General features: G+C 47.6%; 24 protein-coding genes. 16 read left to right on the forward strand and 8 right to left on the reverse strand.

What is annotated here, in order from left to right:
• Positions 1-10 precede the first annotated feature (10 nt).
• The 8 genes from infC (at position 11) to H6626_01275 (ending at position 6,594) form a co-directional block, all read left to right on the forward strand.
• Complete coding sequence (gene infC / locus H6626_01240; protein USN48918.1) at positions 11-586, forward strand: translation initiation factor IF-3; 576 nt, start codon at positions 11-13, stop codon at positions 584-586.
• A 204-nt stretch (positions 587-790) separates the two neighbouring features.
• Positions 791-982, forward strand: coding sequence for a 50S ribosomal protein L35 (rpmI, locus tag H6626_01245; GenBank protein ID USN47748.1), 192 nt, complete (start codon positions 791-793; stop codon positions 980-982).
• 17 nt (positions 983-999) lie between these two features.
• A complete protein-coding gene (gene rplT / locus H6626_01250; protein USN47749.1) occupies positions 1,000-1,347 on the forward strand; it encodes a 50S ribosomal protein L20 in 348 nt (115 codons plus the stop codon).
• A 67-nt stretch (positions 1,348-1,414) separates the two neighbouring features.
• Entirely contained in the window at positions 1,415-2,455 is a 1,041-nt protein-coding gene (locus H6626_01255) for a type 2 isopentenyl-diphosphate Delta-isomerase (GenBank protein ID USN48919.1), read from the forward strand.
• A complete protein-coding gene (locus H6626_01260) occupies positions 2,434-3,792 on the forward strand; it encodes a hydroxymethylglutaryl-CoA reductase, degradative (GenBank protein ID USN47750.1) in 1,359 nt (452 codons plus the stop codon). The genes H6626_01255 and H6626_01260 overlap by 22 nt, the downstream gene beginning before the upstream one ends.
• 5 nt (positions 3,793-3,797) lie before the next feature.
• Entirely contained in the window at positions 3,798-4,733 is a 936-nt protein-coding gene (locus tag H6626_01265) for a hypothetical protein (protein ID USN47751.1), read from the forward strand.
• On the forward strand, positions 4,730-5,704 hold the full coding sequence (gene mvaD / locus H6626_01270; protein USN47752.1) for a diphosphomevalonate decarboxylase: 975 nt from the start codon (positions 4,730-4,732) through the stop codon (positions 5,702-5,704). Before H6626_01265 ends, mvaD begins: the two co-directional genes overlap by 4 nt.
• Positions 5,704-6,594: a hypothetical protein gene (locus tag H6626_01275; protein ID USN48920.1), complete on the forward strand. Its 891-nt coding sequence runs from the start codon at positions 5,704-5,706 to the stop codon at positions 6,592-6,594. Before mvaD ends, H6626_01275 begins: the two co-directional genes overlap by 1 nt.
• A 38-nt stretch (positions 6,595-6,632) precedes the next feature.
• Here H6626_01275 and H6626_01280 read toward each other — a convergent pair whose 3' ends face one another.
• Together H6626_01280 and H6626_01285 are read right to left on the reverse strand one after the other, a co-directional pair.
• Positions 6,633-7,523 carry a ThiF family adenylyltransferase gene (locus H6626_01280; GenBank protein ID USN47753.1) on the reverse strand — a complete coding sequence of 297 codons (891 nt, stop codon included), beginning with the start codon at positions 7,521-7,523 and terminating at the stop codon, positions 6,633-6,635.
• 48 nt (positions 7,524-7,571) lie between these two features.
• A complete protein-coding gene (locus tag H6626_01285) occupies positions 7,572-8,609 on the reverse strand; it encodes a hypothetical protein (protein ID USN47754.1) in 1,038 nt (345 codons plus the stop codon).
• Positions 8,610-8,779: 170 nt separating this feature from the next.
• Here H6626_01285 and H6626_01290 point away from each other — a divergent pair, with 170 nt between their 5' ends.
• The gene (locus H6626_01290; GenBank protein USN47755.1) at positions 8,780-9,967 is read left to right on the forward strand and encodes a hypothetical protein; all 1,188 of its coding nucleotides are present in this window, start codon (positions 8,780-8,782) and stop codon (positions 9,965-9,967) included.
• A gap of 45 nt (positions 9,968-10,012) precedes the next feature.
• Here H6626_01290 and H6626_01295 read toward each other — a convergent pair whose 3' ends face one another.
• Genes H6626_01295 through H6626_01305 form a run of 3 tightly spaced genes read right to left on the reverse strand, consistent with a single transcriptional unit; the run spans position 10,013 to position 12,856 of the window.
• Positions 10,013-11,008 carry a hypothetical protein gene (locus H6626_01295; protein ID USN47756.1) on the reverse strand — a complete coding sequence of 332 codons (996 nt, stop codon included), beginning with the start codon at positions 11,006-11,008 and terminating at the stop codon, positions 10,013-10,015.
• A complete protein-coding gene (locus H6626_01300; protein ID USN47757.1) occupies positions 10,998-11,639 on the reverse strand; it encodes a hypothetical protein in 642 nt (213 codons plus the stop codon). Before H6626_01300 ends, H6626_01295 begins: the two co-directional genes overlap by 11 nt.
• Entirely contained in the window at positions 11,636-12,856 is a 1,221-nt protein-coding gene (locus tag H6626_01305; GenBank protein ID USN47758.1) for an ankyrin repeat domain-containing protein, read from the reverse strand. Before H6626_01305 ends, H6626_01300 begins: the two co-directional genes overlap by 4 nt.
• Positions 12,857-13,054: 198 nt before the next feature.
• On the opposite strand from H6626_01305, the gene H6626_01310 reads away from it, so the two are divergent.
• Both H6626_01310 and H6626_01315 read left to right on the forward strand, forming a co-directional pair.
• Positions 13,055-14,842: a hypothetical protein gene (locus H6626_01310; GenBank protein USN47759.1), complete on the forward strand. Its 1,788-nt coding sequence runs from the start codon at positions 13,055-13,057 to the stop codon at positions 14,840-14,842.
• Positions 14,839-15,462, forward strand: a complete 624-nt coding sequence (locus H6626_01315) for a hypothetical protein (GenBank protein USN47760.1) — start codon at positions 14,839-14,841, stop codon at positions 15,460-15,462. Before H6626_01310 ends, H6626_01315 begins: the two co-directional genes overlap by 4 nt.
• 218 nt (positions 15,463-15,680) lie before the next feature.
• On the opposite strand, the gene H6626_01320 is transcribed toward H6626_01315, so the two are convergent.
• A complete protein-coding gene (locus H6626_01320; protein USN47761.1) occupies positions 15,681-16,181 on the reverse strand; it encodes a hypothetical protein in 501 nt (166 codons plus the stop codon).
• Between the two features lie 281 nt (positions 16,182-16,462).
• Between H6626_01320 and H6626_01325 the strand changes: the two genes are divergently transcribed.
• Positions 16,463-17,158, forward strand: a complete 696-nt coding sequence (locus H6626_01325) for a hypothetical protein (GenBank protein ID USN47762.1) — start codon at positions 16,463-16,465, stop codon at positions 17,156-17,158.
• Positions 17,159-17,273: 115 nt separating this feature from the next.
• Here the strand turns inward: H6626_01325 and H6626_01330 are convergent, their stop codons facing one another.
• Together H6626_01330 and rsmG are read right to left on the reverse strand one after the other, a co-directional pair.
• On the reverse strand, positions 17,274-18,002 hold the full coding sequence (locus H6626_01330) for an RNA methyltransferase (protein ID USN47763.1): 729 nt from the start codon (positions 18,000-18,002) through the stop codon (positions 17,274-17,276).
• A complete protein-coding gene (gene rsmG, locus H6626_01335; protein ID USN47764.1) occupies positions 17,999-18,703 on the reverse strand; it encodes a 16S rRNA (guanine(527)-N(7))-methyltransferase RsmG in 705 nt (234 codons plus the stop codon). Before rsmG ends, H6626_01330 begins: the two co-directional genes overlap by 4 nt.
• 133 nt (positions 18,704-18,836) lie before the next feature.
• Here rsmG and pheS point away from each other — a divergent pair, with 133 nt between their 5' ends.
• The 4 genes from pheS (at position 18,837) to H6626_01355 (ending at position 23,314) form a co-directional block, all read left to right on the forward strand.
• The gene (pheS, locus tag H6626_01340) at positions 18,837-19,856 is read left to right on the forward strand and encodes a phenylalanine--tRNA ligase subunit alpha (GenBank protein USN48921.1); all 1,020 of its coding nucleotides are present in this window, start codon (positions 18,837-18,839) and stop codon (positions 19,854-19,856) included.
• 2 nt (positions 19,857-19,858) lie between these two features.
• A complete protein-coding gene (locus H6626_01345; GenBank protein ID USN47765.1) occupies positions 19,859-22,333 on the forward strand; it encodes a phenylalanine--tRNA ligase subunit beta in 2,475 nt (824 codons plus the stop codon).
• A 133-nt stretch (positions 22,334-22,466) separates the two neighbouring features.
• The gene (locus H6626_01350; GenBank protein ID USN47766.1) at positions 22,467-22,820 is read left to right on the forward strand and encodes an integration host factor subunit alpha; all 354 of its coding nucleotides are present in this window, start codon (positions 22,467-22,469) and stop codon (positions 22,818-22,820) included.
• A 23-nt stretch (positions 22,821-22,843) separates the two neighbouring features.
• The gene (locus H6626_01355; GenBank protein ID USN48922.1) at positions 22,844-23,314 is read left to right on the forward strand and encodes a MerR family transcriptional regulator; all 471 of its coding nucleotides are present in this window, start codon (positions 22,844-22,846) and stop codon (positions 23,312-23,314) included.
• The last annotated feature ends 93 nt before the right edge of the window (positions 23,315-23,407 follow it).

Raw genomic sequence — 23,407 nt, forward strand, 5'->3', positions numbered from 1 at the left:
AGGTTACAGAATCAACCGAAGTATTCGGGCCCCAGAAATTCGTTTAATTGACGAAGAGGGTAAAATGGTTGGGGTTATGTCGCCGCAAGATGCCCTGCGAATGGCTCAAGACCGCGGCATGGACCTGATTGAGATTGCTCCTAATGCGAAACCACCCACTTGCAAAATTATGGATTACGGCAAGTGGAAGTACGAAAACAAAAAGAAGCAAACGGCGGCTAGAAAAAAACAAACCGTTGTTGTTGTTAAAGAAATCCAGGTGAGACCCCGTACAGACGACCATGATCTCCAGGTGAAAGTGCGACAAGCGCGCAAGTTTCTGCTTGAAGGGGATAAGGTAAAAGTGAATCTTCGGTTTTCTGGCCGAGAAATGGCCCACCAAGATCTTGGCGTGCAGCTATTGGATAAACTCACGGCCATGCTTCAGGATTTGGCCATCGTTGAATCTCCCCCAAAACGCGAAGGGCGGCAGATGTTCGTGCTTTTGGCGCCAGATCCAGTGAAAGTTAAAGAATTCGAAAAGGCCAATAAAGTTCAGGCCAAAAAAGAGTCGACCACTGAGGTTGAGGCTTCGTCGGCCGAATAATCCGATGGGGCTGGGCTTGAAGCCCCCAATGACCAGAGGCGGCATTTGACCCACTTTTAGGGGGAAATAAAAAGTGTCTCTGGTCATTCAAGGGGTTGCCACGCAGTGTCCGAGCCGCTATATTGCCGGCACAAATAACACTGAAAACGGCTTTTAAAAGTACAGGTGCTCAGCCACCAGTCGCCCTTTCAGAAGGAGTATCAAATGAAAATGCGCACTCATAGTGGGGCTAAAAAGCGCCTCCGAGTAAAGCCGAGCGGAAAAATAAAACGCTCAAAGCAGAACCGCCGTCACCTTCTTTCCCATAAATCATCAAAACGTAAGCGTCAGCTCGGCACGATGACCTATGTGGACAGTGCCAACCGTTACCAGATGGAACGTTGCTTAGTTCTGTAAAAGAAGGAGAGATTTAAATGCGTGTTAAAAGAGGCGTTAAAGCCCGTCGTCGTCGTAATAAAGTTTTAGCCAGAGTCAGCGGTTATCGTGGTTCAAACAGCCGTTGTTATACCACGGCCATAGAGAAAAATGATCGAGCTCTGGTTTATGCCTACAGAGATCGTAAAGCCAGAAAACGTGATTTTCGTCGTTTGTGGACTCAGCGGATTAATGCCGCTGCCCGAATGAACGGGACAACTTATTCACGTTTGATGTTCGCATTGAAGGAAGCCAACGTGGGTCTTGACCGTAAAGCCTTGGCTGATATGGCCGTTCAAGACGCCGCTGGATTTACAGCATTGGTTCAACAGGTTTTACCTCAATAGGGCCGACTGCAGTTCAAGGGCAACAGCTTCAGGGAGGGCCGGATTGGAAACCACAGATCCCCAACGCATAGAGGATCTGGCTCAGTTTGAGCAAAGAAAGCGCGATCATATTGCGCTTTCTTTGTCTCCAGAAAATGAGGCCAAAGGGTGGTCCGGTCTATCTCACATTGAACTCATACATGAAGCCTTACCAGATCTCAATTTTTCTGAGGTGACGATTAGCCAAGTATGGCTTGGTGAAACGCGTCCCACACCTTTTTTCGTGAGCTCAATGACGGCAGGTCATTATGATTCGCTCAATCTCAATCAAATTTTAGCTCACGCCTGTGCCGATCGTGGCTGGGTGATGGGAGTGGGTTCTCAAAGAAGAGAATTGGGTGATTCGGAGGCGGCCAAAGAATGGCGTTCTGTGCGGAAGGCGGCTCCCAAAGCCCGGCTTCTAGGCAATCTAGGTTTGGCTCAACTCATTCACACACCCACATCCCAGGTGGCCAAGCTTTCCGAGTCGCTAGATGCCTCGGCAATGATTATTCACCTCAACCCTCTGCAAGAGTGCTTGCAACCAGAGGGTACGCCCGAGTTTCGTGGAGGTTTGACAGCTATTGAAAGACTTTGCAATGAGCTTGAGATTCCCGTCGTCGTGAAAGAGACTGGTTGCGGGTTTTCAAAGTCCACATTGCGCAGGCTTTCGGGCATTGGAGTGGCCGCGGTGGATATTAGCGGATTAGGTGGCACTCACTGGGGGCGGATTGAGGGGCAGCGTTCGTCAACAGACTCGATTCAATTTGAAGCCGCTAAGACTTTTTCAAATTGGGGGGTCACCACAACTCAGTCCGTATTGAATGCGGTTTCAGTGGACCCAGATTTTGAGATATGGGCTTCTGGGGGCGTCCGATCAGGCTTAGATGCAGCCAAACTACTGGCCATGGGAGCTTGTGCTGTGGGATTTGCAAAACCGATATTAGAGGCGGCTTTAAAGGGTGAGGACTCATTACAAAATGCAATGGCAACGATCGAGTACGAGCTAAAGACAGCTTTGTTTTGTACCGGATCAAATGCTGTTCACAATTTACATGCGAGAAAACTATGGCAACAGCGACAGATGTAATAACAAAATCAAAAGAACTATTAGCTGGATTCTCTAAGTTGAGTTTGGATGAGCGGTTACAGCGTCTTCAAAACTTGGGAGTGCTGTCTGCTGCTGATCTTAAATCCTTAACCAGTCGCACGGTGCTCGACCCTGGGCTTGCCGAAAATTTTATTGAAAATGTGATTGGCTATTATCAAATGCCTCTCGGCGTAGCCACGAACTTCGTGATTGATGGTAAGCCCGTGACAGTGCCGATGGCTGTGGAAGAGACTTCTATTATTGCGGCGGCTAGCAAAACGGCGAAGTGGGTTCGTGATCATGGCGGAGTTAAAACCGAGATCATAGGGCGAGATATTATTGGCCAAGTGCAAGTGGCTCGGGTTAAGAATTTTGAAAACTTTGAAAAAGTCATCTTAGAAAATGCAGAAGATTTGATTCAATCGGCCAATACAGACGTGGCTCACGGCTTGGTAAATCGTGGGGGCGGTGTGCATCGCCTTGAAGTGCGGCAAGTGGATCGCGGGGACGGCGGAAAAATGGCTGTGGTGCATGTGCTCGCGGATGCTTGCGATGCCATGGGCGCAAATATCATGAATCAAGTGTGTGAATATTTACGTCCAAAGATTGAAGATCTCACGGGCGAAGATGTGACCATGTGTATTCTATCTAACCTGGTGGACACAAAGGTCACACGAGCCACAGTGGTTTTAAAAAACTTGGATTCAGACCTCATCGATAAAATCGTAGAGGCATCTTTGTTTGCTAAACAAGATCCCTATCGTGCCGCTACCAACAATAAAGGTGTTCTTAATGGCATTGATCCCATTTTGTTAGCTACCGGAAATGACTGGCGAGCGGTTGAAGCCGGGGTGCATGCCTATGCGGCCCGATCGGGTCAGTACCGATCCATAACGGAATGGCGGCGAGAGGGCGATGATCTTGTAGGGACTTTTGAGGCGCCAGTGATTTTAGGTGTTGTCGGAGGGGTTACACGTTTGCACCCAACGGCCCAAGTGGCGTTGAATATTTTAGGCGTCAAAAGCGCAGACGAGTTGTCTCGTATTTGTGCTGCCGTGGGGCTCGTGCAAAACTTAGGGGCAATAAATGCCCTCACAACGGTTGGTATAATTGAAGGGCATATGAAGCTTCATATTAAGAACCTCACGATTGGTGCAGGCGCAAAAGAGCGGGAAATCCCGCTCGTGCAGCGTCGACTGGAGGAGATTTTACGCCTGACCAAGCGAATCACCTCAAGCCATGCCGTGGAAGTTCTAAAAGAAATTAGAGCGGGACGAAGTGGCCAGATCTTGGGGGCTTCATCGCATGCGGCCACCCACGTGGACTCAAGCCTTTAGGGGGCATGATGAAAATGACATTAAGTGCCCCAAGTAAAACATTTCTGTTGGGGGAGTATTTGGCTTTATCCGGCGGGCCAAGTCTAATCTTGAACACCACTCCACGATTTGAGTTAAAAGTTCGGCTTCGAGGTGAAGGCCGTTGTGAAGGGATTCACCCGAACAGTCCGGCGGGGCAATGGATTCGCCAGAACAACGAGGCGTTTTTTAAAAGGGATTTGGAGTTTGTTGACCCCCACGCCGGGCTTGGTGGGTTTGGTGCATCGAGCAGTCAGTTTTTGCTCACGTATGCCTGGGAAGAGTTAAGTGGGCGACGCATAGATGAATCAGAGCTAAAAATAAACCCCCAAGAAATGTGGAATAGTTATCAGGCCATTGTGTCTGCCGGATTGAAAAACCCACCCAGTGGTGCCGATGTGGTGGCTCAGTGGATAGGGGGCGTGAGTTATTTTTCATCCTCGCCGTTTAAAACTTTTCAAAAACAGTGGCCGTTTAGTTCTTTAGGTTTCGGTATTTATCGGACCGGTCATAAAATAGTGACACATAAACATTTAGAATCAGTGAGCACGCTTCCCTTGCTTCGACTGAAGGAGTTGGTTTTGCAGGGAGTTTCAGCGTTTGACCAGGGTCAGGCAGAACGGTTGGTCGATGCGGTTCAAGGCTATGCCGATGAACTTAGCCGATTGAACTTAGTGGCGGATTCCACCGTCAGTATCCTTAAGAGGGCCGGCGGAATTGCTGGAGTGAAGGTGGTCAAGGGCTGCGGCGCCTTGGGTGCTGACACCGTTTTGGTGCTATTTGATATCAATGTCACTGACGCAACCGCCATTTCACATGCCCTGGGTCTAGAGTTGGTCGCCGATCATCGTGGATTGGCATCGGGTCTACAAATGAGTATGGAGTGGACGTCCCAGAACATGGGGAAAGAGAACGAACTATGATCAAGTCCTGGCGTTCTAGTGCCCCGTCTAATATTGCTTTGATCAAGTACATGGGAAAGCAAAACAGGGGTGAGGGCAATCTTCCCACAAACACTTCGCTATCGTTCACGCTGAACCACCTTCAGACCCATGTGTTCATATCTCCGAAAGAATCAGGTAACGATGCATGGGAGCCCTTGAGCGAACAGGGTCTTTCGCCCATTGATTTGAGTTTAAAGTCTCAAGGTCGGTTTTTAGATTTTTTTGCAGATTTAAAAAAACAATGGAAAATACCTGGAAGTTACCTCATTCAATCTGCAAATAATTTTCCGTCTGATTGTGGGTTGGCAAGTTCGGCGTCTAGTTTTGCCGCACTCACCTTGGCGACACATGAGCTGGCAAAAGAGTTTGGGGTTGACTGTACTTTGGCCGATCTGTCGGCTTTAAGCCGTAGGGGGTCAGGTTCTTCCTGCCGTTCGTTTTTTGCGCCCTTTGCAAAGTGGGATGGAGAAACGGCGCAGTCCGTAGATTTGGGTATTGAGGATTTATTGCATCAGGTGGTGGTGGTAGGAGCTGAGAAAAAACAAGTGAGCTCAAGTGAAGCCCATCTACGAGTCCTAACTAGTTCATTGTTTAAAGGTAGAGTGGAAAGGGCCCAGCTTCGCTATGATCAACTCGTGAGTGCCTTGAAGACGGGTGACTGGGGGCAAGCCTTTCAAATTGCTTGGGCCGAGTTCTGGGATATGCATGCGCTATTTGAGACATCGGCCCCTCCGTTTGGTTACATGAACTCAGGAAGCTTAATTGTGCTTAAGGCCGTTCGTGATCACTGGAACTCTCAGGGTGACGGCCCCATAGTGACAATGGATGCTGGGGCGAATGTGCATTTGCTATACCGAGAAGACCAGATTGAGGTGGCAGGTCAGTTGGTGCGTGATTCATTTTCGGTTTTTGATGTTATTCAATCCCCCAAATTGGATGGAAAGCCGTGATGCAACCACTATCAGTGACCACCTATGGAAAGTGGATTTTAGCTGGAGAACATACCGTGTTGCGAGGTGGTCCGGCATTGGTGTTTCCTGTGAGAAGTAAAAGCTTTCATTTGAACTATTTGCCTGCCGAAAAGGGTCTGAAACTAAAGTTTTCAGGACCTTACGGGGAAGACTTCAAGCTTTTGGTTTGGGGTGTTTTAGAGCAAGCGCTTGAGGTCTCAGGAAAAAAGCGAGTGGACCTTCCGGGGCAATTAGAAATAGACAGTCAGTTGCCGTTGGGGGCGGGACTCGGGGCTTCAGCCGCCCTTTGTGTGGCCATTGGCCGTTTGTGGCAATACATGGGTTGGATCTCTGAACGAGAGGTTTATGAATTTTCTAGGGACCTTGAAAATTTATTTCACGGTGAAAGCAGTGGAGTTGATATTGCGGTGTCGGTGGCTGGTCAGGGCATTCGATTCATGCGGGGTGGAGAGTGGACAGATGTGGATATGCAATGGCAGCCCACCTGGTTTCTTTCTTACTCAGGCAAAAGAGGCATGACCTCTGAGTGTGTTAAAAAGGTAAAAGCCTTGGCGGATCGTTCACCCGAGTTGTTAGAAAAAATTGACAACGAAATGAGCCGGGCCACAGATAAGGCCGAGCTTGCGTTGAGCCTGCCAGAACACGAGGGGCTTGCCCGTTTGGCCATGGCGATTGATCGGGCTCGTGATTGTTTTGAGCAGTGGGGCCTCATTGGCCGAGAATTGAGCAACCACATGCGTCTTCTTCAAGAAAATGGAGCTTTAGCGGCAAAACCCACAGGTTCAGGTGGGGGCGGTTACGTATTGAGCTTATGGAAGAAGCCGCCGGCAAATCTAAGTGACTTGCCCTTTGAACTTCTTCCGGTCTAAGCCGAAGTCATCCCGTGTATTCAAGCTAACCTGAGTACCTAATTGATAAATTTTAAAAAGAGCTGTTTGAAGTCGGCGTATTTTTTTCGCGCATAAAAGATCTTGAGTTTTTGCAAAAAGCCTCGGTTACCCCACAGAAGCTTTTTTCGAACATGCTTTTGCGTAAGCAGATCAATTTGCACATACTGCGGGAGTGTTTGTGGGCGGCGTCTTTTTGTCAGATGGCAGATCACTTCGGCGCCTATCAGGGCTGCTCCTAAATTTACAGACAGCGCCAGCGACGGCCCAGTTTCAATTTCAACCAGGCGTTCTTTTTTAAATTCCATATATTTTAAGTGCAGGGCCTTTGGTGACAGTCCCACAGTAAATCGCAACATCTTCTCAAAGGGGTCAAGCTCGTCATTGATATCAAAGTAATCGTGGAAACTCATACCCTCTGGTGATACCGAAAGAAAAACAGCAGAAAACCCAAGCGGGGCGGCAAACACGGCTGGAATCTTTTGCTTTCGAGCTTCATGGTGAAGTAGCTCGCGGGCACTGAGAGTGAAATACTCGATTGAATCCACCACACAGCCCACCCCACTGACAAACGCCGCCACATTGTGTTTTTGTACTCCCTCGGTAAAAGTTTTCACCTCTATCTCTGGGTTGATAGCAAGAATTTGTTCTTTCATCACATCGACTTTCGGTCGACCAAAAGTGTGTATGTTGGCACCCACTTGGCGGTTAAGGTTAGCCACATCAAAGTGATCTAAGTCAGCTAAGTGAAAGCGTCCTACACCCATTCGCGCAAGGCAAAGGAGAGCGGCTCCGCCAATGCCTCCGAGACCTGCCACCGCTACGCAAGATTTTCGCAGTTGCTCTTGTTCCTCGCTTGTCAGTATGCCAATATTTCTACCGAACCGTTCGGAGTAGTCAGGTGCCGCCATAATCCCTTCCTTGGTTCATGTTGCAGGGTCATAGAAAACGTAAAATGCCTAGTCTCTGTCAGTAAGATCTTTAAGTTGCGATCGGTGGTCCACATCAAAACTGTGGAAAATTACAGCTTTTAAAACATCTTTGTCCTGTTCGAGGTCGTCTTTTAATATGTCTAGCAGCTTTTTATTATACTCGCCAGAGAGAGCATGGATTTTTTTAGCGGCATCATGGGAGAGGGAAGCAATCCATCCGGTGAGATAATCAGTTGAGTTAGGGTCTTTATCTTCAGGCTTCTGTCCAATTCGTCGAAAAATACTTTGTTTTGCAAGCTGGGCAATAAAGTGGGCCAAGCGCAACCCGTGCTCCATTTTTGGAAAAAGATTAACCGGTTTGTCGTAGTTGACGGACAATCGATCACCATCAGTCACTAGCCAGCCGAGATCGAGCATTCTTTGGACTTCCACGTCGACAGTCGACAAATCAATATCAAAAAAATCAGCGAGCGCGTCCTTGTCGGCACCATTTTTTATCACTGCCTTTACATTTAGGGCTTCAGAGAGGAGGGCTGCTAAGACATTCTCGCCAAAGAAGGGGCGCGCTTTTTCTTTAAGTTCATGATTTTCAATATCTACATCTGTAATGTCATCAGGAAATAATTGCGCGTAAAAATCAGAAAATGTCTCGGGACTGTGTTTTTTAAAAAGGGCAAATACCATTGCAGCTGGAGGTGAGGACTTGCCAGAGAGCCAGTTTTTTGCGGTTCTCCGATCCACGGATTTAATGTCTAACAATGCTGACAGCATGTCTTCACTGTTGGATCGTATGAGAAATCGGCAAATGTCTTTGAAGTTTTCTATGCTGCCTTGAAACTCGTCAGCAAATGAGATTTCTCGGATATTTGTCTTTTTAGAGATCAAGCCAAAAAGCTCTTCCCAGCTAATAGGCTTAATATTGGACTCCCAGCGAAAAACGGCACTGTAGGTAAAGCCCAATTTTGTTGAGAACTGCCTTTGCGACAACCGACCTCTGTGGGCCTGAAGTAAATTTAAAACCAGTTCAGAATGCTCATTTCGAGAAAACACTTTTTTCTTCGACATTGCTTATTTATATCCCGCCTCAAAAAAGGGAACAACCTCAAGGTCCAGCTCGCCCGTGAGATCTTGTTACTAAAATTGCAGCCGACAGGCAAATGAAGGAACGCAAACATCGGGGCGGCTCTTTAAACACCAGGGTCTTCGTCCGATTAAAAATCAAATAGGATTTACCAATGAATGATTTAACGAAAAGATTGCTTTATGCTATGCCCCATTCGCTGCGCCGCTCGATTCTGCTAAAGGGCATGTCACTCACCTACGAGATGGACCCCAGAATCACCTTTAAGGTGGCCTCGACAAAAGAAGAACTGGAGGGGGCCTTTCGACTTCTCTATGACGCCTACTTGCGTGTTGGCTTACAAAAACCAAATAAACAAAAATTAAGAGTGACGCCTTATCACGCCTTAGACACAACCACCACTATAGTGGCCATGTTTGGAGATCAGGTGATTGGTACTCTTTCGCTCATTCGATTTGGGGCATTAGGGTTGCCGTCAAAAGATCTTGTTGATTATTCTCTTCGTCGTCAGCGAGGATTGCAGTTGGCAGAAGTGTCTGCTTTGGCTGTGGATCGAGAGTTTAAGGGCAAGATATTTGTTCACCTCATCAAGTATATGTATGAATACAGTGTTCGTTATATGCAATTGGATGAACTGATTGCCGTGATTGTTACAAATCGACTGGCCCATTTGTTTTACGAGTCTGTATTGCAATTTCGACCCATCGAAGGAACGCTACATAAGAGCTACGCCTTCGGAAACTATCAAACAGTCGTGGCCGAATCCTTGGACCTACACTGGGCCAAGCATAGATATTGGGATATCTACGGCCAGATGTTGCCTAGCGAGAACCTTTATTATTTTTTTGGTCAGTATCAGTGCTCGCAGTTTCAGTTTCCGAAAAGGCCTAGTCATTTTGTCTCAGACCCCGTGTTCAACGGTGATCTTTTTAAGTACTTTTTTATGGAGAGAACAAATGTTCTAGAGGAGATGGATGGCATCGCCAAGCAGCGGCTTTTAGAAAAATGGTTGGGGTCCGGCCAGGCAAATAAACAATCAAATCGAGCAGAGACCAATGTGCACGGGTTTCAGGTCGTCGACGACCTGTTGGTTCCAGTGAGTGTGCGCAATGTTTCAAAAGAGGGTTTTTGTTTGCACTCCCTGGACGACAGAATCAGGCAGCTGCGAAACACTTCGTCGGAGTTTATTTTTAGGTGGGGGAACGGGCAGAAGGTTCGTGTGAAGGCCCGGCAGGTCTGGGCAAATGCAGAAAACTACTCTGGATACGAAGTGCTTGATGCGTCTGAGAGCTCTTGGCTTTCGCTTAATGGAGTGGAGCCAACAAAAAAGAAAGTGGCTTAGTCATAGAGACCACCGGCCACTTTGCGCTGTAAACCCTGACGTCCTTTAAATCTGAGCTTCAAAAACCAACCGCAGTGACTGATCATCACTCATCACTTGAAATTCGTTATTAAACCCATCGTATGAAGTTTGCCAGAGAGCTTCCAGGCCCACATTAGGATGAGTTTGCCAGCCTATTTTAGCCACATTAGAGCGGCGCAACACCTTTGTAGTCTGCTGGTGCCAAAGGCTTTCATACCAAGTGGCATAGATTTGTTTCCATGAAATCTCTGGGTAAAGGATCAATCCAACTGCCTGTTCAGCACCAGGGGAAAGTCCAGTCTCTTTTGTGCCCCAAGCTTCGGCAGTGGCCTTGATGTTTACTCCGGTGAAGGATTCATAGTGACTTGTTTGTCCGCCCACTCCAAAGCCTTGAAAAAAAGAACCGCGGTGATACTTGCGGTCGAGGTAGCTGATAAAGGCCTGGTGTTCGCCGTCTTTCCATAGGGCCGACAGAATCACTGGAGGTTTCACTGCAGGTGCGGCAAACCCTTCATCAGCACGAAAACGTTGGCCCGTGAACACGGAAACTTCAAAAGAAAAGGGTGTATCAGGCAGCCTATAGGAACCAGTAACGCCGATGTCGAGACCGCCGAAGCCCCCGAGAAGATGATTAAGTTCTTCAGGTGTTTCAATAAAAATATCTTGTTGGAGACTGAAGTGGCCAATGGGATAATACATTTTGCCAGCCTCGATATAAAGATTCTTTTGTCCGAGCAGTGGCCACTTGACCGTAAGTGTTTCTAAATAAAACAGGCTGTCATTCTCAGAAGATTCAAATACTCCATCAATTTTAATTTGAAGGTCATGGAGGCCTTGAGTCGCCAACGACAGTGTTGTTTGATTAAAACCATACTCTTGTCGGGTGGATAAGGCCGGAGTCTGTGAGGTTCGTTGTTCAAAAATCCCTAGGATATCGATTTGGGTGCTAGGTGCAGCCAAAACACTTGCATTAAAAAGTAATGAAAGAAAAAAAACATTTATACTCGCTCTAGTCCACATATCTCACCCCCCTCTTGGCTGTATGTATTACGGCATTATCTAATGAAATCCCCCAATAGTTGCCACGGCCGTAAGATCGTAGAGTCATTCCCATTCCTACAGTATCTAGATCTGCCGAAGCCGCATTCAACGTCGCCTTTTTATGAAAGGTGGAGCCGTGGTTGAGAATCTGATTGTTCCAGATAAAAACGCCCAGAGGCTGGTCAAAAAAGTGATGGATTTCAATGTGTAGATCAAAAGTTCCATCCACAGCAACACTGTCAGCGATAACCCCATTGACCTGTTTGCTGTATCCAGGTGTTGAAATAAACACATTCATGGAGTGATCTTGAGGAATAAACTCAATGACAACTCCATCATCGTCATCGAAGCCAGTGAAATTTGAGATTAAAGTAAGTTGTGACGCCTGTCCCACGAAGCGACCCGACAGGTGAAAGTGACTGGCAGATTGGGTCTGAAACAACGGGCGAGTGAATCGAATTTTGGCCGTCCCGCTGAGGTCAGAAGTGTGGGTGGTCAAAGTGGAAGAGTCATAAACTTCATAGGGTTCAATCTGGTTTGACGGTGGGTCAACACAGCCCTGAAGGATAAAAAATAGCGTTAAAATGAGACTGTTAAGGTGAGGGCTCAATGGCGCGATCCTTTAAACAGTTCATGCGGAGTCAAGCCATCATGGTCCGATAGAAAAACGTCGCCATAGGGCTTTAAAGCTTCATAGTAAAAGGGGTCAGAAAGTATGGCGGCCCAGTGGAGGCTTGATCGACCGGATTGGTCCACAGAATCCACATAGTCAGAGGTGCGGAAGAACCATGACATCACCTGGTTTTTGTGATCAAGGATTGAGAGAAAGAGTGCTTTTTTATTTTGCGACGTGTGGGGCGTGCGGGGGTCAATGGTTTTAAGAAACTCAATCAGATAACTGTTTCCCACAGCATTTTGATTGGAGAAATCAATTTCGTGACATCCCATGAGTGCTGTCGAAGCTTCTAAATGTCCCGATCGAATAGCCAGGTGCAACGGGGTGTCTTCGGCAATGTCTTTTCTGTTTATTGGATGTTGCCTTACAAAAGAAAAAGTCTGAGGTGTGTTGTCGCTAAAAAAATCCCAAACATGGCCGGCAAATCGTTTGAGAAAAAAACTATCTGGATCTTGCCAGCTGTTGCTGCCACAGGTCTTGTCAGCGGCCCATAAAATCACATCAAAGCGATTTTCCTGAGCCGCTCGGTGCAAAAAAGTACGGAGCGACAAATCGCGGTGGTGAAAAAAGTCATTAAATGGGTGTTCGAAATGGGTGGCCCCAAGAAACCAATAGTGTTGAAGTGTTTTGGCTGTTTCGGCATTGAGGGCCACAAACAAGGCTCTCTCTAGGCTGTCAGTTTCTTGATCCAGCTCCGAAAAATCAAACACGTCAAAGGTACCTAGCGATTGTTCGTATTTGCTGGCAAGGTTTTCAATCACATCATTGAAGCCCTGCTGAGAGGCGAGATAAATGTAAGACTCGCCGGTATCGTTTTTATGGCGAAGTGAATCCACGCTCATTCGCAAAATAATCTCGTTGGCAATGGCTCTTTCGCGCAGCCGGATCGCTACGGCAAGCGGTGTATCACCATGAACTGCATTTTTTTGTTCAAGCAGGGTCGATGATCTATCGGCATGGACGCGGACCTCTTCTAAGTCACCCTTATAGATAGATACAAACAATGGGTTCGGCGCCACTTGTTGTTGTTCTTGTGGCGTCATTCGCTCAAATCGATTGCGATCCGCCGGATGGGGTTGTGACTCCGGCGGGCGTCCACAGCCCACAAGTGGCCCCGTGGTCACCAGAAGTAATAGTAAAACCCTGTACATAGAATAGCTCTCCATTGTTTAAAGCCCACATTTAGGTGAAAACCCGGGAACAGTCCACAAGGTTTCCGTAGTTGAAAATCCGTTGAATACATTATCATTTGGCAGTCACTACCAATTTGTGATGGCCCCGGAATCGTATAAATGGTACGGAAGAGCCCTTCACAATGTTCACTTTTTTATCGGAGACACGTTCTGGCTGTGCTGAGAACTTATTTTTTACCCTACTTGTTTGGAGTGGGTCTGATTTTGGCCTCGCTGGACGGTTATTCCCACGACGGGCATGACCATGGTCATGCGGTCAACGATGATGACAGTGGCCTCAGTCGCCACGTCCTGGTTTTAAAAAGCGCCACGGAATTGGTTCCCGATATGTTAAGCCACAAGACCGCCTCCGGCGTCATGCCCTATGTTCATGTTGGCGGAGAGAAAATCTACCTAAATAGTCATTTTTGGGAACTCGTAAGGGGAGCCAGCCAACTTTACTATGAGGAAATTAAAGAAGAGTGCGTCCATTGTCATGTGCCTCATCCAGAGGAAGTCGTGGAGCAGGCAAAAGAGTTGGTGGCGAAGGGTTGGTTGACTCATACATCTGGAAGATTCGCCAATGTCGCTGTTGATCGTTACGGGAGGGCCTTTGTGGGTTTGGGGGCCCGCTATGGCGTGGTCGCTGGCGTATTAAAAGTGGTCGGGGAGCTAGCTGAGGATGCTTTATTGGTCGTACTCAAGATGCCCGGTGCCCATATGATGTGTGAGGTGATCACGGCGGCTTTGACAGTGGCATCGAGTCGCTTGCAAACAGGGTATCGCGCCTTTCGTTACGGTGGACAACACCACACGGGATCATGGAGTACGTTAGTGAAGGTTGCCTATTATGGCCGAAAGATTCGTAAGGCTCAAAATCGGGTGGTGTTTGCAAGCCCTCCATTTGAGCTAGATGCCGCAGCCCTTGAGCTTCTCGATGCCCAAGGACCTCAAAAGAAATCTTTTTTCACTTCGCTTGAAGGGGGAAAACGGCAGCAATTTTTGACATGGTTAAAAAGTCAAACTCAACACCTCTATGAAGAGTTACAGCAATTGCCCCCGCCGAAAGACAGAACTTGGCGCCAGAAAATTCAAGAAAAGACATTGCAGAAAAAGCTGGAGCGTGTGCAAACGCTTCATCGAAAATTGGTAGAGGGGCGCCGTTATAAGAGGTTTTTTCTTCTCGTATCACGTAAGGGTTCTCCTCAGTATTTGAACGGCTCCACTGAAATAGAGCGCTCATTGAGGGGGCCTTGGCTTTGGGTGTTGTCCGCGGAAGCCCATTTTCTGGACCGAGTGATAATTCCTGAGAATGAACAAGGGTTAGAGGTGTCCCGCTTTCAATCGAGACCAGCTGGCGAAGAAGATTTCATTCGTCAGAGTCTGGCAGAGCAATTTGTGGGTTCAAATGATGAAGCGCACAAGAGTTTTGTATCGGATGTTTTAAACGACATTGGTTTGTTGTTTGACTCGAACATTTCCCGAAATCAAAAGTACATGAATTTGGTGAGTCTTGAGGCCCTTATGGGTGGGTACTTGCTTCGACTTAGCCAAAAAGTGAATGAACAAGAGTGGCAAGAAGCTGTAACAGAAAGTGGCCTTGAGGGGTTCAAAAAACTTTCTTTAAATGCAAAATATTGGTGGCGCTCTGAAAATTTGGGTTATTACTTTGACCAGTATTTTGATTTTCTTCGAGTGGTGGCCGTGTCGCCCACCAGCCGATTTGATGGCTGGGCTAAATATGAAGCTATGGAGTATTTTTTATTGCTCCTAAGAACTTTGTCACAAATTGATGTGGAAAATCTGAAAGAGAAATCACCGGCATCGCAACAGATACTGGATATTCTTAAAGATCAGCTACAAACACTCAATGGTTCGCGGTTTTGGGTGCCAAAAAAGCGAGTTTACCGATTATTTCCCTTGAGCACTTCGCCACTGCGCTGCGAGCAGTTGGGGGGCATATGACTAGTAAGCGGGGAATTGACCTGAGCAGGTTGTTGTTGGCAATAGCTGTCGCTGGGTTCATGGGAGTCAGTGAAATCAGCTCGGCCGATGAGGGCTGTCAGGCGGCTCTTCATAAAAGTCATTCGGGCCCGCTGAGCGAAATTGTAAGTTGGGGTGAGGGTATAAAAGAAGAATTATTGAAAGTAGCCAAAACAAAAGAAGACAAAAAGTGGGCTCGAGGAATCATTAAGACTCTAGAAAGAGCAAAAGATCATCTCTCAGAGATGGAAAAACAAGAGCATAAACTGGGTCATGACCCGCTCATTCCGATGTTCGAACAGGCGAAAAAAAAGATCATTGAAATGAAGCAAGCCATTGAACAATCACAGGTATCCTCTGGTGAGAAGGCGGCACTAAATAAAGTCTACCAGTCCAGTGTGTCGTTGGTGACGGCTCATTACTTCACTTACCTTTCAAATGCTAATTATAGGCAAACTGAACGTCCCCGACTGAATGAAGTGTTAAAGGTCGTAAACGCTTTCAATGCTTCAACAGACCAGGAGCTCCGCTTAAAGGCCTATGAAATTCACAAAGTCATAAAGAAATTCTACTCAGAAAAAGAGTTCCGCACCTGTATCTAAGGCACCGGCTTCCCCTTGTGGCGACTGTGCATCAGGCGAGCCGCCCATCTCCACACCCGCGCACCACCGCCGGCCCGAGTGGCCGCATGTCGTCTTCGGATTGCGTCACTGCGTGCCGCAACCCGGATACGCCATGCACATCGGGAGGACGGCGGTGCGCGGGTGTGGAGATGGGCGGCTCGCCTGATGCACAGTCGCCACAAGGGGAAGCCGGTGCCTTACTCTGAATAACAGGCAGTCAGTATAAGGGCTTGTTTAGTTTCTTCGTCGTAAAGATATACGCTGCCGCACGAGCCGAAGGAGTTTCCGTGGCCTCCCAAATAAGATTTAATTCTCGATTTTTGGGCAAAACTGTCAATGGCATCGAGCTCATTTTCTGGTAAACCGGCGGGGCTTGAAAACAGTCCGGGCAATTGAAAGAGTTTTTTTGTTAGTTTTTTGACCTCTGCCGGTCGCATTTCGCTGATATCTACATATTCAGGTTGATTGTGCGATCCCTTATTTGAGGCAATAATGTGGGTCCATTGCTTCAGGGAATTAACAACGGACTCAGACTCACGCTTAGAAACAATAATGCCCGTTTCAGAGCCCAGCGAGGGGACTTTCTCGATCAGTTCGCTGTAGATGCTGTCAGTGGCGGCCAGGTCATCCCAGCTAGCAGCAAAAACAGAGGTTGAGATCAATGTGAGAGCTAATATCCCAGGTACGATGAATTTCATGTATTCCCCAGTGAAGAAAGGTTCACGCCGAAGGGATTACCAACGGGGGTGGGGCCTGTCCACAAAAAGGATTCCCTTTGCAAATATGGACCGGCCTTGAGGTGCCTAGATTTGTAAGAATGTCATAGGGTTAGGCACTCAAATAGGGTAGAAAAAAGTGGGCCCTTGGCCCTAAGACATTGAATAAAGGCACTGTCGTTAGTGGGCAGGAAGTTTGCATAGATGTTCTTTAAAAAAAATGGCTGTATGGCCGAATCACACACGTTACCCAGGGAGCATGAATGTATAAAGTAAAAATCATGGCAGTCATCGTTGGAACCATGATTTTTGGCCTTCTGGGCTGCATAAATCCCAGTGGTGAGCCAAACCGAGTGGCGGCCGAAGACGAAGAAGCTTTGTTGCGGGAATCGGGATGCACCTTTCACAAGAATCTAATACACGAAGGGACTCATTCCAATGTCTATGACGTGAGCCTGAGTTGCGATGAGGTCGAAAGTAAGATTCAGATCGAAAACCAAGTTAGAGATCTTAAAGAGTTTGCCAAATCAGCTGAGGAGATCAGTCAGGATGTGGGCCTCAAACAAAATGAACAGGTTATGCTGAAGAAGAAGGCTCTGCGAGCTAAAGAAATGGCCTTGAAGCTTGAAATTGATTTGAAAATCGCTGAAGCCCGCCAAAACGATGAAGACCAACAACAGTTGCGGACTCTTAAACGTGAGATCAATCAAACCCTTAGAAAGATGGCAAAGGTGGGTTGTGGATTTGTTAGAGATCAACTCACTTGCCGCAATGGTTCTGAACAACTAAGCCCTCAACAGGACATCCGTCTGCGTTTGTTGGTGGAAGAATACAACATTAAAGCCCAGGCCGCACTGGACATCTATGAGAGCCGTAACGAGGGTGCCTATGTGGGAATGTCAGTTGCTGAGGCCGAGTTGTTACGAAATCGATTAATATCATCTCAAGAACTGTTCTAGAAAAAAGGTAAGACACCGGGTTCAAAGGTATCCCTTTCCTTTTTGCGTTGCACAGCGCTACAGAGTAGCTGCTGTGCAACGCAAAAAGGAAAGGGATACCTTTGAACCCGGTATCTTACCTCCAGCGGGCCATGGCCAGTGCCACGCTGGTTGCGGCAACGGCGTTGAGGGATTCTACCTGTCCCTGCATGGGTATGGAAATTCTTTGAACGCTTATCAGGTCATCGGGTATCCCTAGGCCCTCTTCTCCGATGAGGAGTCGACAATCTTTGGGCCAGTTGAATTCGGCAATGGATTCGCCCGTCTTGTCTAGTGCGAGAATGGGACCTGCGCCATGTATTTCTTTAATCGATGGCCCCGCTGTCAGCGGCACTCTTAGGCAAGAGCCACTAGAGGCTCGCACCGCTTTTGGGTGAAAGGGGTGGGCCGCCTCTTTAAGTAGTATGACCTGGCTAGCTCCAAAGGCCTCAGCACTTCGTAAGAGAGCGCCAAGATTTGATGGATCACTTAATCCGCAGAGAATTTCTAATCCCATTGGCGCATCTGAAAGTTTGCAAGCATCAATTGCGGGCGTGTCTGCAACGAGTAAGGGGAAGTGGGTGCCAAAAATATCCAGTTGTTGAAATAAACTCGATTTTAATTCCACCTTGGGCAAAGAACACTGTTCTACAAAAGGTTGCCCCTCTACGTATAAAAGCTCGGCCCCAGACAATGAGGGAATTTCTGTCATTTCAGGTACTATTTTTCGACCTGAAATTATAAATTTGCCGTGTTTTCGAAGGCCCCGGCTATCTAGCAGTGATCTCCATAGCTTGAATCGCGGGTTGGCAGCACTTTCAATCACTGGGGCACCTCTTGCACCTTTCGCCAACAGATCAGTCGCCGTTGATTTTGAGTGTTTGGCAGGGTGTAAGCGGTGTCTTGAATCAGTTCAAAGTAAGGACGCCACTGAGCCTTTGTAAGGAGCAGCTCTTCATCCACATTGGGGCCTTTCATAAAATACATCACCCCGCCCACCTGCAGAGCCTTAGAGATTTGCCTTAAGGTGATAGACATATCAGCCACAGCTCGAGTGATGGCCCCTTGTACGGGAAGAACAAAGTTTTCATCCACATTTCGGCCCACAATGTCCAGGTTTTGTAGATGCATTTCTTCGCGCACCACTTTTAAAAAATCCACTCGCTTTTTGACCCCTTCGGCAAGAATAATGCGCTCATCGGGAAATTCAATTTTTAAGGGTATGCCCGGAAACCCGGGGCCGGATCCGATATCTAACAGCGGAAACTGCAAATCAGTTAAGCGAGGAATCATCAGACAATCAATAAAGTGCTTAATGGCAATGTCTCGAAATTTGATAAGTCGGGTGAAGTTATCTGTTTTTTGCCGGGTCATTAAGAGTTGGTAAAACTGGGCCAGCTGCTGTCGCTTTTCATGGGGGTAATCCGTAAATCCATGGTTGTGAAAGATATCCAGCAACCGATCATTGGCTTCTTCAAGCGGGTAAATCTTTTCGGGTTTTTTGTGTCTCTGCGTCATATAACTCATGCATGGTTAGGTCCCAGCACTCGGCGTTGTTTCCAGGGCCGGATGCGGGAGGCTGTTGAAAGTCACCGGTTTCTGAGATATCAAAAAAACCTCTAAATTTGGATAAATCCTTTAAAATAGTGAATTTTTGAAAATGCTTGAGGAAAAAGTCAAAAAAATACAGGCCGAAGCGGCGCAGGCGATGGCGTCTTGTGAAAATTCAAAGTCTTTATACGACGAAAAAGTGAAATACCTTGGCAAGCAGGGCGCTTTTTCAAAGATTATGCGTGAAATGGGGCAGCTCGATAAGGCGGAAAGACCCAAATTTGGGGCCTTGGTCAACGAAGTGAAGCGGGAGCTGGAGACCATTTATGAGGCCCGTGAGCTTGAGCTCAAGAAAGCCGAACTGAAAGGAAAAATTGAAAATGAACGCCTGGACCTTTCATTACCTGGCCCACTGAGCCCGCTGGGCAGTGCCCACCCGATTTCATTGGTGATCGATGAGATTGTCGATATCTTATCTCGCGTTGGTTACTCTGTGCGAACGGGGCCACTGATTGAACACGATAAATATAACTTTGAGGCGTTGAACATACCGGCAGATCATCCCGCCCGCGATCTGCAAGACACATTTTATATCGACGACCAGCATGTTTTACGTACCCATACAAGTCCCATTCAAATCCACACCATGGAGAACGAAGCCCCACCACTTCGGATTCTTGCACCCGGTTCGGTGTTTCGTTGTGATAGCGATATCTCCCATTCGCCGAACTTTCACCAGATCGAAGGTATGCTTGTGGACCGCAAGGTTTCTATGGCCGACCTAAAGGGCACTATTTCTTATTTTGTGCAGGAATTTTTCGGTAAAGGCCTTGAAACCCGTTTTCGCCCGAGCTTTTTTCCGTTTACCGAACCTTCGGCTGAGGTGGATTGTTCTTGCCCCATTTGTCGAGGCAGCGGTTGCCGTATGTGTAAACATACAGGCTGGGTTGAAATTGGCGGCAGTGGTCTAATCAACCCGAAAGTTCTCCAGTTTTCTGGTATTGATCCGAAGGAGTGGCAAGGGTTCGCCTTTGGATTTGGCATCGAACGAATGGCTATTATCAAATACGGGATAGACGATATTCGATTGTTTTCCGAAAATGATATTCGCTTTTTAAGGCAGTTTTAACTATGAAGATTTCTCTGCATTGGCTCAATGATTACGTTGATTTAAAAGACTACTTTGCCAAACCGAAAGACTTAGCGGATTTGCTCACCGGGGCCGGCATAGAGGTTGAAAACATCGACAACCAAAATGAAAAGTACCGAGGAGTGGTGGTTGGCCAAGTGATCGAGTTGGGACAACATCCTGATGCCGATCGTTTGACTTTGTGTCAGGTGGACGTGGGCGATGGTCAAAATCGTCAGATCGTTTGTGGAGCAAAAAACCACCGACAGGGTGACAAGGTTGTGGTTGCTCTACCTGGAGCTGTCTTGCCGGGTGATTTTGCCATTAAGCTTTCAAAAATTCGTGGCGTTGAAAGCCAGGGGATGATGTGCTCTGAAACTGAGCTTGGTATCAAAGACGAAGCCGAAGGGATTTTAATTCTCGGTGAAGACGCTCCGGTAGGCACGCATTTTTCTGAATTTTACGGATTCAATGACGTGATTTTTGAATTGAGTGTCACTCCCAACCGTGCTGATTGTTTAAGTCACTTTGGCTTGGCCAGGGAACTTGGGGCCATACTCAATCGGCAGGTGATGCTGCCCTCTGTGACATTGACCAAAGAGTCTGGCCAGGTGAAAGAATTTGCTGAACTGACGGTGAATGATTCAGAGCTATGCCCTCGATATTGCGGTCGAGGTGTATCGGGCGTGCAAGTGGGCCCCAGCCCCGCATGGCTCAAGCGTCGGCTGGAAGCTGTGGGGATGAACACCATCAACAACGTGGTCGATATTACTAACTTCGTGATGATGGAGTTGGGCCAGCCCCTGCATGCATTTGATGCCGGTACTATCTCAGGCGGCAAAATTATTGTGGACCGCTCACAAAGTGGCGAAAAGTTCATAACTCTTGACGGCACCGAGCTCGAGCTCACAGGGCGCGAGTTAATGATTCGAGATGCCCAGCGACCGGTAGCTTTAGCTGGTGTGGTGGGCGGTTTAAATTCGGGAGTGACCGATAATACTCAGCGCCTGTTTTTAGAATCAGCCCACTTTCTGCCTCAAACGGTGCGCCAAACTTCGCGGCATTTCGGCATAGAGACAGACTCGGGATATCGTTTTGCCCGGGGAACTGATCCTGACGGCGTCTTATTTGCGATGAATCGAGCTTGTTCCTTATTTCAAGAAATTTGCGGCGGAACGGTCACAGAAGATTTTTATGATCACTATCCAGAGCCTTCTGAGCCCGTCGCTATTACATTAAGCCAAAGTTATCTTCAAGAGCGGCTTGGCTATGAGGCTGACATGAAGCTTTTTACTGAGTGGATGACTCGGTTGGGCTGCACAGTTGAGGTCTTCAATAAGAAAGACAATATTTATCAGGTAACGCCTCCTCCCTACCGGTGGGACCTCGCCTTAGGTGTGGACCTTGTTGAAGAATACGCGCGTCTGAACGGATACGATAAGATCCCCGAGACAACTCCACCTTTGGTGAATTCTCCATCCCCTCACTCCACGGGGTATTTGAACGAGAGGGTGGTGGTTCGACATTTAAAGTCCCAGGGCTATCACCAGGCGATCAACTACGGCTTTTTGCATGACAAGTTTCAGCAGCCGTTGATGTTTAATAATTCGGTTTCTGAAGTTTCCACAAGGGCTTCAGCCCTTTACGGTCGTTTGGGTTTTGATGTGTCTGAGCAACCCGTGCGAGTGAAAAATCCGTTGAGCGAAGAAACCAATGTGATGCGCTCCCTGTTGTTGCCGGGATTAATTAAAAATCTTCTGCACAACTATAGACATGGTATGGGGCGGGGTCGGTTGTTTGAAGTTGGATATGCATTTAGCCGGCTTGCTGAGCAATATAAGCACAACCATCACTTGGCCCTGGTGGCTTGGGGACAAGCCGAAGGCCTTTGGGACAAACCCGGTGACCGACCCGTGGTTTTTGACCTCAAGTCTGCGGTTGAGAACTTGCTTAAAGGGCTTCATAGTCAAACTTGGCAATGGCGGCCCTTAAGAGAAGAGGATCTGCCGCCTTTCTTACACCCGGGGCAATCGGTGGGTCTCTTTTTTGAAGGCCGCACAGTGGGATTTATGGGAGCCTTACACCCAGAATTGGTACATGAGTTTAAACTTCGCAATGACTGCGCGGTGGCTGAGTTCAATTTAGAAAGCTTGATGCGGGGTCAGCCGCGCACTCCTAAGGTCAAAAAGATTTCTAAGTTTCCAGGGGTCGAGCGGGACTTAGCCTTCTTGGTGCCCTCTCATGTTTCAGCTGGAGATATGGTTCGAGAAATTCAAAAAGTGGCGGGGTCTTTACTGCAGGAGGTGAGCGTTTTTGATGTTTATCAAGGCTCAGAACTCCCTGACGGGCACTCGTCCATTGCCTTTAAGCTCCTCTATCAAGACGACAAGGGCACGTTGCAGGAGGAGCAACTCAGCGACCTTCAATCCAAGGTGATTGGTCACATCAAGAGCAAATTGCAGGTAGAAGTGCGCTAGCGGGGTGCGCACAATCCATAAACGCGCTGCAATATCAAGTTCAAGTTGTAGTTGAGAGGTCATAAAAATATTGAAAGTTTTCAATGACTTGATAGCCTTTAGGCAACAACCAGGACACACCTTGGAGAGCATCATGGTAGAGAAGAAGGCAAGATCGACAGTTACGAAAGCAGACATCATAGAAAAGGTCTATGAACGAATCGGATTTTCTAAGAAAGAAGCTTCTGAACTCGTAGAGTTAGTGTTTGGTGAGGTCAAGGGCGCCCTTTGTCGCGGGGATAAGGTTAAAATCTCGGGATTTGGTAATTTTGTGGTGAAGTCGAAAAACGAACGGGTGGGCAGAAACCCACAAACCGGCGAGCAGATCACCATCAGTGCCCGGCACGTGCCGACTTTTCGCCCTAGCCAGGTGCTGCGATCCATTCTCAATGGCGAAGAGCTGAGTGAAAGCCAATTGGCAGCACTGAGCAAAATGGATGAGGCATAAGGCCTATGAGTTCTACAATTTCAATGGATGAAGTGGTCTTTGAAACCAAAGATGAGCGACGTTACGCTCCTTCAGCGCAAACGCCAGTGACCACAGAGCTGGCTGCCGATGCTGACATTCAATTTGAGCGAGAGCTGCAGAAGATTCCTGATAAAATGGCCTTTAAAATCGGCGAAGTGGCCCGCATTGTGGGCGTAAAACCCTATGTTTTGCGATATTGGGAAACAGAGTTTGAGCAGTTAAAGCCTAAAAAATCCAAGCACAATCAAAGAGCCTACACTCGCCGCGATGTGGAGATGGTGATGACCATCAAAAAGCTCCTTTACAAGGATCGTTTTTCCATAGAAGGGGCGCGAACGGCATTGAAGCAGCAAAAAAAGGCCACACATAAGGCCAAGGTGATTCGAAGTACGGCCGAGCACCTGGATCATCTTAGGGATGTGGCCGATCACTTGATTGCTGACATTCAAAAACTCAAGCTATTGTTTCAATAAGTGACATGACAGATGCAGATCGATGCAGGAGATGGCTCAATAGGTACGTCACTTTCATTTATCTTGATCTAACCTACAAGAAAATTGGCACAC

The sequence above is a fragment of the Pseudobdellovibrionaceae bacterium genome, assembly GCA_023898385.1.
Lineage (GTDB): Bacteria > Bdellovibrionota > Bdellovibrionia > Bdellovibrionales > UBA1609.